Here is a 13,082-nt window from a genome sequence, read left to right on the forward strand (position 1 = left end):
GTACAAAAATTTTACGCAAATGTACGAGGATTATTTTTTGTGTGGGAAGTTTTGTTTTTAACGGTCTGTGTATGGTGTCGTAGCATCCCACAGGATGCTATGCACTATTCACTTTATCGGTAGTAGTTTATTTTTGTACAGCTTTAAAAACATTTAAAATATCAACAGAAATTAGTTCTGGTAAGTCGTCTACTATTTTGTCAATGATTTCAACCTTTAAAGCATCTTCCTTGTTTCTTTTTATTTCATTAAGTTGTGGAAAAGCCTCAATTATTTTCTCTTCGAGCTGATGTCCTTGATGATGAAGATACCAATTTGGAGTAGTAATATTTATTCCATTTAATAACGGACATACCTGTTCACCCTCAACAGAAGAGTTGATTTTTTCTGCAACTTTTGATATTACATAACCCGCAATTTTCTGCAATCTTGATTCTTCGAAGTTTCTCAAATCGATGTATGTCTCGTTCTGCTCTAACCCAACAGCAGTTTTTTGAATTATTTTTTGCCTTAACAATAAGGCTCCAACCAAAATAGGATCGAAAACATAACTTTCAATACTATATCTGTTCTTATTCCCTAGTATTTTGACAAAGTCATTTCCTGTGTTTTCTTTTAAATCCCAATCAATTATTCCCCAAACAAATTTATTTCCAGAATCTCTTAACGTGTTTGTGATGTTTTCAACTTGTTTACAATTAGAAATTTTAATTCCATTTTTATCCGTTCTACTTTCACCAGATGAAATAAAACTTAATGAAATTTCAGAGTGTAATGAATCTGAAAAAATCCGATATAATTTTTCAAAAAAAGTAACATCATTGGGACTTTCAACAAAAATTTGACGCCTGTTCTCGTAATTCACACTGAAAGAAGGTACACCAGAGGTCAGTATTTTTAGTGCTTTGTCTTTTGAAGATTTTTCAACTCTTACACCTGATTTATTTACTACATAAATTGAATCTTCCGGACCAATTGCAACAGTTGACGGCGAATGAGTTGTCATAATAACATTAACTCCTTTTTCTTCAACGAAAACATTTTGAATTACTTCTAAAAATTGCTTTGACATTGATGGATGCAGCGAAGCATCTGGTTCATCCATCAATAATACTTTCGGAAAATCAATGTCAAAATTGGAATTGTACAACGCTAGAGCGAGTGACATAAGTACTTTTTCGCCAGAAGATAAATCTCCAAACTTAATTTTAGCTGAGTTTAAATTGTTAATTAATTTCAATTCAAAAGGAGCGTCTCTGTGATTATCTGTAGGAGAATTAATGTGATAATCCAAATTTGCTTCAGCAATTATTTTATTGACGAAGTCCCAAGGTGCTTCACCATAAGTACTAATGAATTCTTCGTCGGTTAGAAAGGTAATAGAAGAATGACCTTTTACCTCATTTCTATATTGCCTATACTCATTCTCCTCATATTTGTCTTGATATCGTTTAAAAAGACTCGAGAAGTTTTGATAAAATACATCCGTTTGATTTAACCCATCATTTAAAGGGTAATATTGATAGATGTCATCCGCTGTTAATTCTTCAATGTTTTTTTCAGTACTTTCAGCTATTTTATTTATTAGCTTAATTAGAGGTGTGTTATTCCCAAATACACTTGTAAGTCGATAATTGGGATTTGATTTCTTAGTGCTTTGATACCCCTGGATTTGATTCCATAGATTTTGAATTTTTTGATCCAATTGTTGTTTAGTAACAACTGTACTTTCATTTGGAGAAAGAGTTTGAGAAGTAACATATTTTTTAGGACTCAATTCCGCTCCATTCACATCCTTTACACTTAGTTGATTATTTTGGATTGCCTGTAATAATTGAGTTTTTCCAGCCCCATTGAGACCAGTTAGAATTACAAATTCTGGCAAATCTAATGTGAAAGGCTCTAATGACTTAAAGGTCTTATTTAATGTTAATTTTATCATATTTTAATTACTGCCAACTTGTTTATATCTATGTAAAATACAGCTTTATACTTCTACAAATGATTGTATAAATACCTATTTTATATACCAAAATTAGATGTATACAACCACAATCCTTTACGGCAACCCATAAAGAAGTGTTTGTTGTTACTTGTTATTTATAAAAAATAGTTGAGATAAGGGGTAGTACTACTTTTTACTTTTTTAGCGTGTTAAACATAGTAAAAAAAGAGGAGGGAGGCAAGTGTTATTTATTTGTGTGTGAGTTTGTAAGGGTGTTTGTAGCTTTTAAGAGTATTTGTAACTCTCTTTAAAAAGATTTCTCCCTGCGGTCGAAATGACAGGACACCATGCAACTTCAACGTCATTTCGAACTGGAGTGCAACGGAAGTGAGAAATCTTATAATTGTGTATTGAGCACTTTCAAGTGTATTTGTAACTCCCGTGAGTGAGATTTCTCCCTTCGGTCGAAATGACAGTATTAATTAAAACACTTCATTATTCAAAAAACGCCACTCAGGATTGAAACTGTTAATCAAGTTTTCTTTCTTTTCTCTACTCCATTTTTTTAATTCTTTTTCTCTGTGAATTGCTTCGTTTATCGTTTCAAAAGCTTCATAATAAATCAAATAATAGCAATTATATTTTCCTGCAAATGATTTTTTAGCATGCTCGCTATCAAAATAATGTTGAGATAATCGTTTTTGAAGATTGTTGGTAACACCAATATACAATGTGGTTTTATTCTTGTTTGTAATGATGTATACAACGTATTTGTTTAGCATTTTTCTTTTAAAGATAGAATAATTTTTTTAGTGTCATTTCGAAGGAGGTGACGACTGAGAAATCTTAAAATTGCGTGTTAGGTACTTTCACAGGTATTTCTGACTCCCTTGAGAGAGATTTCTCGCTATCGCTCGAAATGACAGTAAGGTTATCCCTTATGAATAACAATCGCTCCAACTCGTGCTAACTGACTTACAAAATCAAATACATCCATCAATTCCCAAGTAGGAGTGAGGTGGCTTTGTAATTCTTCAAAGCTTATGGTTTCTCCTATGTTTAGCTTTTCTATAATTGTGTTTAGTTGTGAGTTATTACTAACAACAACTTCATTTCCTCTTGCCATTATACAGGTTTTCTCTGTGTTTTCTGTATGTATTAACAACGGAAAAATCGTTTTTCCCTTAATTTGAAATGGCGGGTTGGGTAAACTTTTTTTGTTCTCAACTATTGAAGGTTGTAAAACTCCTGCGTTACTTTTTAGCCTAGTAATATATTTTGAAAGTGTTTTTTTGTATTGCTGTTCCCACGTTTTACGGTTTAATAAGCTATTCCAATCCAATTCATCGGTTGTGATATCTACTGGTGATAAATACCCTACATTCGGATTTTTTTGTAGCTCTTTTGAGGCTATTTGTGTGGCAATTGTTTTTTCTAAATAGTCTCTCGACGGATTTATATAATCCATTACCACACTCAACGAAAACTCATCGGTTTTTGCAATATGATATACATGATGCGGAATAAACATCGCCGATTTTGCCTTTAACGGATATGTTGTAGATGTTGGTAACATTGCATCTACCTCGTGGAACACTTGCGTATTATGTTCTATTTGATTGTATTCTTCAATGTCCCAAGTATAAAAGTCTTTAGAGTTTGGGCCTAAATGAAACAAGAAACCTTCTTCTCCTTTGGCTTCTTTATGAATTCCGAAAGGGGTAAAGCCATAGTTTCCCATAAAAAATAAAAAAGAGAGTCCGCCCAAGGGCATTCCTGCTTTTTGAAGTAATGGAGCAACAATCTGACACATTTTCTCGGTAAATTCATTACTAAAGCTTTCTAAACTATTGAAAACAACTCCGAATTTTTGATCTCTGAAAAGCTTCATACACCATTGTTCAATAGTTTTCTCTTCTTTTGGTCTATTGGCTACCATTTCTTCTGCTATTCCGTTTTGAAGCTCGTGGTTTATGTATACTTTGATGCCTTTGTGCAATTCTCCTTTGTCTAAAAACCGATTGATGATGTTTTTTAATTCTTGTTTTAAAAAGATTACATCGTCATCAGAAAGTATGTTATCTACAGAGGTTGGTTTGGTGAGTTCTTGTGAGTTTTGGTAGAGTTTTTTCCAAGTTTCAGAGTTTTTCTCGTTATTCATTGTCTGGTTTTAGAGCTTATGTTGATAAAAATAAGGTATTTTGAAAATTATTTTTACGCTTTTATTCCTTTATTTTAATCAGTTATACCTGCTCTATGTTATTATGATGTAGGTGAGGGGTGAAGTAATTTGTTTGTTTGGAACAAACGACTGAAAGATTGCTTCGTTAGCACTCGCAATGACGGTTTAAATGACAATAAAGGTATGAATAAAAAAGCTGTCTAAAATAGACAGCTTTTTGTTTTTACATCGTTTCTGAAGTATTTAAGACACTTTCTGCAGCATCTCTTACCATTCTGGATACATCTTCTAAAAAAGGTTTTAAAACATTTGTAGCTTCTTCAGATTCGGAAAGCATTTCTATTAGTTCTACACGTTTGTCAACTGAAAAGTTTTGTGATAAATCAAACAGTTTTTCTGCTCCTAAAGTAATAAACCAATGTTTTGAGGCTTCATTATATTCATCAAGTGCTATATCTGCAATGTATAATGGATTAACTTCTAAACTATCCAAAAGGTTTAGTAGGTATGTAAATGCTGCTTCTTTGTACTCTTCTTCTTCTGATTTTTCTCTTATTTCTTCTAAACTAACTTCTTTTTCACGTACTTTCATTCGTAAAAATGCTTTGGTAAAGTCTCTCGTCAACATTTTGGTTCCTTCGAGGCTGTGATTTGCAAAAAGTTTGATAAAACGATGTTGTTTTTCCTCAGATAGCATCCAAATAAATTGCTGAATTGTCATCGCTGAATAATTTCTATCATAGGCGTTGAAATCTTCTTTTTTGAGCATTTTATTACATAATGATGCCATATCTGCATAACTCACCTCATCATCTAAATATTCTTGTAATTTGGTAACTAACATTTCAACATCTTCCTTATCAGTATTTTTATTATGAATGGAGTTTAAAATTGCTTCTGTATCTATTTCTTCTGGAAATAACACAAACTGACCGTATGGTAATGATACTTTTTTTAATGTTATTTGTGAGTCTTCAAGCCTATGGTCATTATACGATTTATCTAACTGTAAAATAACAAGTTCTTCTCCTTTCTTTTGAAGTAATTGAACTTGGTTATAGTCGTTAATTTTTGTGGAAAGGTTGGTAACTGCGTTTGGATGAAATGATATTGGTAATTTTTCTAAAGCAGAAGTTTCTTTATTTTCATCGTTGTAGTAATTATAAAAACTTTTGCAGACGGTGGCATTGTATGTAGCCAATCTTTTATACCACGGTACTAGGTTTTCTTGAAATAATTTACTTACTGTTTCTTTAAATGCTTCTGGTTGATTGAAAGGAAAACGTTCATTTTGTAACGATAAATCGATAAAATATTCAATTCGTCTATATGCATCAATGTAATGCATTCCTTCATCTAAGGCTAGTGCACGCTTTTTATCTATTACATCAAACATACCTGTTGCAGTACTGTCTATTTCATTATATTTATCTAACCATACTAAATATGGGGCTTTATCTCCTTCCCAACTATTATGAAACATTTTTTGAGCTACTACCATTTGAAAAGCAATACTTTGTGATTTTGGTACTCCATTTTTTTCAATTCTGTCGTAAAAATCAATTTCTTTTAATGGGTTTTCAAATGAATAGTCGTATTCATCGTCTGCTGTTATTTTTGCTAATAATTGTATTACTTTTTGTGGAGCTAAAGCAACCCATAGTTTCCACAATCGCTTTGCTTGATGCTGACTTGGTAATGGCATTTGTGATAACCAATAACAAATAAGTACTGTACGTTGATTGTCTTCATAAGCATTATCGAATAAATCGTACTTTTTTTGTTTAATACTTGCTTCTTTTCCTTCTTCTACCAAAAGTATTCTACTAAAAGCTTCTAACGCTTCTTCTTCTGTTAACGTGGTATTTGCCTCAGTGATATATCGTAAAGCTTGCTCCTTAATAGGATCTAAGTCTTTATTTTTTTCATCAATAGGATTTACCAATGATTCTTCTACCATTTTAGCTATCAACGTCCAAACATTTTCATTAACGTAGTTAAAAAGTCTTTGTGTATAATCATCTCCAACACGTTGTTGAAAGTCTTGAAAGAGTAGGTGCGTTGCTAAAGCACAACATCCTAAATTGTCTTTTGGCCACCAAGAGCAATCGCGTCGTTCTCTTTTTTCTTCAAAAACAAAAGCTGCATCGTCAAAATTCTTTTTAGAAAGTTTTGTATCAAGATCTGCAAACTCTCGTAATACTTCTATTATGATATTTTTTTCATGCTTTTCTTTCTCTTCTGGTGTTGCTCCTTTTGAAAGCTGCGGATGATAACGTTGCTGATATTCTTCAACACTTAATAAAGGATCGTTTTTAGTTACAACATCTTTAATATCGTCATCAAACGGTTTTTTACCAAAGGCGTAATAAAACACATCTAGTATACGTAAATACATAGCGTTACGTTCTTGTTGTCTTTGTGCTACTTCTGTATCTTCTGGTGTACCTGTAGGTCGTGTTTTAATGGTAAGAATTAGACCGTTTTGATAGATTTTTTCAACATCATCTTCTTCTAATGACAGCAATTCTGCTGTAACATCGCTAATAATGTTTTCTAGAGATTCACGAACTTCATTTTCATCACGATAACCACCTGTGAAATAGAGCATTCGTAAGTACATAACACGAGCATGCTCTTTAGCTAAGGGTAATAAATCTGTCTGTGGTAAATCGTTTAAAGCTTCTTTATGTTGACCTGTTTGTACATATTTCCAAAGATCTGCACCACGATGTAAATGTAAGATTAACTCTTTTACACTTTTTAAACCGTCTCCATATTCATAATTATCAAAATAGGCTTCTCTTTCTTCGTCTTCGTCCTTTTCTCTTTGCGCCTCTTCATTAATTTTACTTAAAGGTTTTTGAAGTGTATTTTTAATCTTTTTTTCTAAATCAAATGCCTCATTTTCTAAGGTGTCTTCAATAAAATGTTCTTGTAATACCTCTTCATTATCCTCTATCGACTCAGCCCATTCTTCAGCAACAACTACTAAACTGAAGTAAATATCTAATACAGGATGTGTTTCTTCTGGGTCATCATCACCGTAAGGTAATAGTACTGGTTCTTCTACAAATCGCTCTTGAAGCGCTCGTTTAAAATAGGTATATTCTTCTGGATTTGCTTTTAAATAATTTCCTAATGATGTTTCTTGTGATGTTACAATTGCTTGTCTAAAATAACTATTATCACACCAAATAAAAGCTTTAATCATAGGTCTATTCCATCCATTTTTTTGGAATAAATCGCGTAAATACTCTTCGTAACCTACAGCGTGTTCATCATCCCAATAAGGAATTAAAAATTGCGATAATAAGTAGGTATAATTAGCATCTGTTCGCGCTAGCATATACAACGCCTCGATACCAAAAACACGCATATCGTCTATCCATAAATTCCAAGTATCATTAAAACGCCTACTGTGTGCTACTATTGCTTTTGCGGTGGTAACTACCGCTTCTTTTAATGAAGGATACTCTAGTGCAATGGCAAAAAAGAGTACTTCTGAAATATAAATTTCATCAGTATCTCTAATATGGTTTGGGTAATAGCTTGGACCTCCATCTGGTCCCATGTTCAGTGCATTTTTTACCAACTTTTGATTGTTGGTATCTGCTACTTGAATACGACGTTGAGTATCGTTTTCAATAATTTTAAACTCTACATCAAACACCTGGTTTACGACTGCTTTATTGCTGTCTAATAGTTCTTTGTACTTTACTAGAGCTTCTTTAATAGAGGTTTCGTTTCCTAAATAAAAAGGAATGATTTGATGCTTATCAAATTGATTCATTTACAATAAAATTTTTAGTTTTCTTTTCAATTTTTTTGAGAAGAGTGACTGAATAGAAACTACAGCAATGTTTTTGCTATTCTTTTTTTAAGCTGAAGTAATTAACAATCGTGGGGAACTCTGCGCAAAACTCTACACAAATTTACGTTTTCGTTCAGGTTTTACACTTAATAAAATTCAAATTTTACAATACTTTAACAGATGAAAAAAAGGTGTTTTTCTTAGTTATTTAGTTTTGAATTAGATACATTTTTTTAAGCCAGCTTCAGTTTTCATAGGATGTTTGCTACTAAAAATTAAAACAGACTTCTCTTTAAAGTCGAAATAAAAAATGTAGAATAAGAGAACTTAAAAGTTATTATCTAATTCACAAACATTTACCTGACTCAAAATCTTCTTTGGTAATTGATTTTCCATTTATAGTGTCAGTATCCCAATCTTGTGCAATTAACCAAGTATTTTCCTTTTTTTTTAGTACCACGTGGAACCTACCATATACTGTGCGAGGTTCTTTATATTTTTCAGTATATATGACCCGATAATACCCTACTTCATAACCTGTGTTTTCTTTATAGATTCTTTGATTAAAACAAAAATCTATTTGTCTTTTTTTTGTTGTTGGTTTTTGATAGGATGTTTGTATTGAATTCTTGTATTCTTCTCCTTTGCGTATTCCGTACTTATTTACTCTTAACACATCGTTAGTATGTAAATTATTAAATGATTCCCAATCTCTAGCTTCAAAAGATTTTTTAAATGGTTGCCATATTTGTTGATTAACTTCTTTTTCTATTATTCCATTGTTTTGTGAAAAACTCAACGCAACCGAAACTAATAAAATTAAAATAGTATATACCGTTTTCATTTTTGATAAGATTAGAATTTCATTTGTTAACAAGTTAGTGATTTTTAAAGAGTAAAAACTACTTTAAGTTTTATCAATTGTTATTTTTAGTTTTATAAGTATTATTTATTCTTTTATTTTTTTCTCTATCTTTTTTATTTAAACTAACGTAATCGGTGTTTTAAAGGGTTTAAAAAAGCTGCCCTAAGGATTTGTATTAGCTAAGAATAAAAAGCCTTTAAATCAGATAAAAAAACACTGTTTTAAATTAACATATCTTATGTATTTATAAATTACGATAAGAAAAAATAATACTTCGTTTTTGACTAGAATTGTTAACTTTCGGCGATATTTTTGTGACTTTATTTAAAACTTGTTTTTAAATAAATACACTTTACTTTCAATTAAAAAAATTTAAAAAAAATTATGTCAATATCAGATTTATATTCAAGTGGAAAACATAAACAAGAAATAGGACACTTTGCTAGTATAGTTAAAATTGCTAAAACTGATGGAGTAATTTCTGAAGGAGAACAATTGCTATTGGACAGAGCTGCAAAAAAATTAAATATTAACGAGGAAGAATATAAAGGTATTTTAAAAAATCCTGAGAAGTATCCAATAAATGCACCTATTAGTTACGAAGAGCGTATTGAACGTTTATTTCATTTAACAAAAATGATTTTTGCTGATGAAAATGTAGCCAAAGAAGAAGTTGGTATACTACGTAAAATAGCTATAGCTTTACATTTCTCTACTGATAATGCTGAGAAAGTTTGCGATGAAGCCGTTCATTTAGTTTTAAACAATAACGACTTAGATAATTTTACCGAAGCTATTAAAAAGGTAAATGCCAATTAAAATAATTATACTAAAAACTTATTAAACCAGTTATTACTCTAAACACTTATCTCCCGATGAAACATAAAATTTTATTCATAGCAATACTTACCTGTTTAACAACGTCTGTTTTTTCACAAAATTTAAACGACTCTTGGCAAATAGGTGTAGGTTTTGGAATAACAAAATTTAGTGAAAGTGACGCCGCTTTTATTGGTGATCAATATTTATTTCAAGTGCCTACTGTAAGTTTAACCATGCCTATTGGCGATCGTTTTTCTTTAGATGGTGCTGTATCTTTTAATACTATTGATGACGTTGGTTTTATCAAAAACTCTGCAAAGTATTTTTCTATGGATGCTTCATTTCGTTATAACTTAAATGCTATTTTTAACAAGTTTGCTCCGTATGTTTTTATAGGAGGTAGTGTAGTAGATTCTGAACGTAAAATGACACCTACACTTAATGTTGGTGCTGGTGGAATTTATTGGGTTAGTGATAATATTGGTATTAACCCACAACTATACTACAAACATTCTTTTGAAGGTTATGAAAGTATGCGTTCACATATTCAAGGAACTCTAGGTGTTGTATTTAAACTAAATTGGAACAATGGAGGTGATAACAATGCTCGTAATGCTGCAAAACATTTAGGAGGTTGTATGTTTTAATCTTCTAATTTAATATACAAAAAAGCCGCTTTAAAAGCGGCTTTTTTTTGCTTTATGATAACGCATTAATCGCGTTTTGTATTCTGGTAATAGTAGTTTCTTTGCCTATCATTGTCATGATATCAAACAAATCTGGACCTGCTAGTTTTCCTACCAAACTTAAACGAAGTGGTTGCATTACTTTACCAAATCCTATTTCTTTAGAAGTAATCCATCCTTTGATTTCTGTTTGAGTATTTTCAATTGAAAAATCTTCTATTTTAGAAATTACTTCTACTAATTCTTGCATTAATTCACTCGTAGTATCTTTCCATTGTTTTTTAACCGCTTTTTCATCATATTCTGAAGGGTTTTCAAAGAAAAAGTTAGATAACTCCCAAAAATCAGCTACAAACGTCGCACGCTCTTTTATTAAAGAAACTACTTTTTCTGCCTGATCTTTATCTTTTGTTATGCCTTTTTCTTCAAGAATAGGTATGAATAAGGCTGTAAGCTCTTTGTTAGACTTTTGTTGTAAATACTGTTGGTTAAACCATTTTGTTTTATCTGGACTAAACTTAGCTCCTGATTTACTTACACGCGCTAAATCGAACGCTTCTGTTAATTCCTCTAAACTAAAAATTTCTTGTTCTGTTCCTGGGTTCCATCCTAAGAATGCTAACATATTTATAAATGCATCAGCAAAATAACCGTCTTCTTTGTATCCACGTGAAACATCACCTGTTTGCTCATTAGTATATTCTAATGGGAATACTGGAAAACCTAGTTTATCACCATCGCGCTTACTTAATTTTCCTTTTCCTACTGGTTTTAAAATTAATGGTAAGTGTGCAAATTTTGGTGCTTTCCAATCAAATGCACGATATAATAACTCATGAAGTGGGAGAGAAGGTAACCACTCTTCACCACGAATTACATGTGAAATTTCCATTAAATGGTCATCTACAATATTTGCTAAATGATATGTTGGCATACCATCAGATTTAAACAATACTTTATCATCTAAGGTGTTTGTTTCCACTTTAATCGTACCACGGATTTCATCTTGTAAAATTAAGGTCTCGTCTTGTGGAGTTTTAAAACGGATCACATACTTTTCTCCTGCATTTATTTTTTCTGAAACTTCATTAGCAGAAAGAGCCAACGAATTGTTTAACTTTAAACGATTATGCCAATTATAAATAAAGGTTTTTCCTTTTTCTTCATGATCTTTACGGTGTGCATCTAATTCTTCAGCTGTATCAAAAGCATAATATGCCCAACCAGATTCAATTAACTGATCTGCGTATTTTTTATACAAATCTTTACGTTCTGACTGACGATAGGGTCCGAATTTTTCGTTTTTACCTGGACCTTCATCAAACGGAATGTTACACCATTCTAAAGAATCGATTATGTATTTTTCTGCATTAGCTACATAACGTGTTTGATCGGTATCTTCAATACGTAAAACAAAGGTTCCGTTATGCTTTTTAGCAAATAAATAATTGAATAAAGCAGTTCTTACACCACCTATGTGTAATGGTCCTGTCGGACTCGGAGCAAAGCGTACTCTTACGTTCTCAGTCATTTTTTTATTGATTTGAAAGCGCAAAGATAGTTTTATGTTAATAGAAAAGAAAAGGGAGGTAAGAGAAAAAAAGAAAAAAGCGAGTTAAACTCGCTTTTAAAATTTTATTTATACTGGCAGTAGCCATGAAAACAATACATATCTCTTCTTGGACAGTCTTGATCATATTTACACCTGGTAAGTCCGAAACCTCCATTAATATTTTTCTGCTCTGTCTTTTTTAAGGTAGTACCTAAATTTGAAATGTGTTTTAACATCTTTAAAGTTTTTAAAATTAGTAGTAGCAATTTAATTTAACTTTAAAAATTCTTCGTTTATTTTACCGTACAAAATGTAAGGAAAAGCCTTACTTTTTTAAAACTTATGATACAATCCGAAACTCAATGCTGGAGCTTTAGCTACATTTCTTCCCGCAAAAGCACCTCCGAAACCAACATTAGCTCCAAAAGATTTATTGAACTCACCTATAAGTTTTAATCCAAAGGCAGCATAGCTTTGATCGTTTACATACAAACCTGTAGCCAAATTTTCTTGAGGCAATATAACGTCTCCATTTTTTAAAGAAGCAACACCGTCTAAAAAGCCTGCTACCCATAACCAATTTAGTGCTTTATAACCAATTTCTCCTCCTAATTTATAGTTAGAGCTATAGTCGTTTGTTCTAATATCAAATCCTGTAAATGCTTGTATATACCATGAATCAAAACCTCTTCCTGTTAAAAACAACGGTGTGAATGTCCACGCATCATAGCCACTTCGTATTCCTGAATTTTCTTTATAACTGCTTGTATTTGCTTCAATAGAAAGTTGTCCTGATAACAACCATTTGTTATTAGAAAAGTTGTGTTTTATTCCTAATTGAATATTTCCTAATAAGGTTTCAGAAGTTTCTTCAATAGTAAAAGAAGGAAAAATTACAGACATATCTTCAGTAAAGTCACCTGTTTTAACCATTTTCAAAGGAATGTTAGCAAATAGTGTTGTTTTGTCTGTTACACCATATTCTCCGTACAGTTGTAATGTATTGTCGGTGATTTCTCGTTGGGGTTTGTAGTCTGGATTACCATAGATTTTATCATAACTTCCAATAGTAGTAAATGAAGCTTGAAGATATCCTTCATTTTTATTTTTTGTCCATGGACTTTGAGAAAAAGCATTAAATGTAATTAAAAATAATGCTGGTAAAATTAGTTGTTTCATGCTTAAAAGATTTTATAATTAGTTTACAAAAGCTTTC

Annotated in this window: 9 protein-coding genes; 2 read left to right on the plus strand and 7 right to left on the minus strand. The window is 31.6% G+C overall.

The window, feature by feature from the left end; genetic code table 11:
- Positions 1 to 127: 127 nt before the first annotated feature.
- The 5 genes from AC3VJB_RS12270 to AC3VJB_RS12290 form a co-directional block, all read right to left on the minus strand.
- On the minus strand, positions 128 to 1,942 hold the full coding sequence (locus AC3VJB_RS12270) for an AAA family ATPase (protein WP_437823544.1): 1,815 nt from the start codon (positions 1,940 to 1,942) through the stop codon (positions 128 to 130).
- A gap of 485 nt (positions 1,943 to 2,427) precedes the next feature.
- Entirely contained in the window at positions 2,428 to 2,727 is a 300-nt protein-coding gene (locus AC3VJB_RS12275) for a GIY-YIG nuclease family protein (protein WP_073182345.1), read from the minus strand.
- 149 nt (positions 2,728 to 2,876) lie between these two features.
- Entirely contained in the window at positions 2,877 to 4,106 is a 1,230-nt protein-coding gene (locus tag AC3VJB_RS12280; RefSeq protein WP_497667201.1) for an RNA methylase, read from the minus strand.
- Between the two features lie 244 nt (positions 4,107 to 4,350).
- Entirely contained in the window at positions 4,351 to 7,920 is a 3,570-nt protein-coding gene (locus tag AC3VJB_RS12285) for a hypothetical protein (RefSeq protein ID WP_497667202.1), read from the minus strand.
- Between the two features lie 367 nt (positions 7,921 to 8,287).
- Positions 8,288 to 8,785 carry a nuclear transport factor 2 family protein gene (locus AC3VJB_RS12290; RefSeq protein ID WP_437823548.1) on the minus strand — a complete coding sequence of 166 codons (498 nt, stop codon included), beginning with the start codon at positions 8,783 to 8,785 and terminating at the stop codon, positions 8,288 to 8,290.
- Between the two features lie 405 nt (positions 8,786 to 9,190).
- On the opposite strand from AC3VJB_RS12290, the gene AC3VJB_RS12295 reads away from it, so the two are divergent.
- Both AC3VJB_RS12295 and AC3VJB_RS12300 read left to right on the plus strand, forming a co-directional pair.
- Complete coding sequence (locus AC3VJB_RS12295) at positions 9,191 to 9,625, plus strand: tellurite resistance TerB family protein (RefSeq protein ID WP_047788045.1); 435 nt, start codon at positions 9,191 to 9,193, stop codon at positions 9,623 to 9,625.
- A gap of 56 nt (positions 9,626 to 9,681) precedes the next feature.
- Positions 9,682 to 10,275, plus strand: a complete 594-nt coding sequence (locus AC3VJB_RS12300; protein WP_047788046.1) for a transporter family protein — start codon at positions 9,682 to 9,684, stop codon at positions 10,273 to 10,275.
- Between the two features lie 52 nt (positions 10,276 to 10,327).
- On the opposite strand, the gene gltX is transcribed toward AC3VJB_RS12300, so the two are convergent.
- Entirely contained in the window at positions 10,328 to 11,845 is a 1,518-nt protein-coding gene (gltX, locus tag AC3VJB_RS12305) for a glutamate--tRNA ligase (RefSeq protein WP_073182349.1), read from the minus strand.
- Between the two features lie 354 nt (positions 11,846 to 12,199).
- A complete protein-coding gene (locus AC3VJB_RS12310) occupies positions 12,200 to 13,045 on the minus strand; it encodes a hypothetical protein (RefSeq protein ID WP_159610584.1) in 846 nt (281 codons plus the stop codon).
- Positions 13,046 to 13,082: the final 37 nt, after the last annotated feature.

Source organism: Tenacibaculum sp. TB-53 (assembly GCF_059716285.2).

Bases quoted from the DNA above. Each gene is read 5' to 3' on its own strand.
- AC3VJB_RS12270 (WP_437823544.1), bottom strand. From the start codon at position 1,942: ATGATAAAATTAACATTAAATAAGACCTTTAAGTCATTAGAGCCTTTC.
- AC3VJB_RS12275 (WP_073182345.1), bottom strand. From the start codon at position 2,727: ATGCTAAACAAATACGTTGTATACATCATTACAAACAAGAATAAAACC.
- AC3VJB_RS12280 (WP_497667201.1), bottom strand. From the start codon at position 4,106: ATGAATAACGAGAAAAACTCTGAAACTTGGAAAAAACTCTACCAAAAC.
- AC3VJB_RS12285 (WP_497667202.1), bottom strand. From the start codon at position 7,920: ATGAATCAATTTGATAAGCATCAAATCATTCCTTTTTATTTAGGAAAC.
- AC3VJB_RS12290 (WP_437823548.1), bottom strand. From the start codon at position 8,785: ATGAAAACGGTATATACTATTTTAATTTTATTAGTTTCGGTTGCGTTG.
- AC3VJB_RS12295 (WP_047788045.1), top strand. From the start codon at position 9,191: ATGTCAATATCAGATTTATATTCAAGTGGAAAACATAAACAAGAAATA.
- AC3VJB_RS12300 (WP_047788046.1), top strand. From the start codon at position 9,682: ATGAAACATAAAATTTTATTCATAGCAATACTTACCTGTTTAACAACG.
- gltX (WP_073182349.1), bottom strand. From the start codon at position 11,845: ATGACTGAGAACGTAAGAGTACGCTTTGCTCCGAGTCCGACAGGACCA.
- AC3VJB_RS12310 (WP_159610584.1), bottom strand. From the start codon at position 13,045: ATGAAACAACTAATTTTACCAGCATTATTTTTAATTACATTTAATGCT.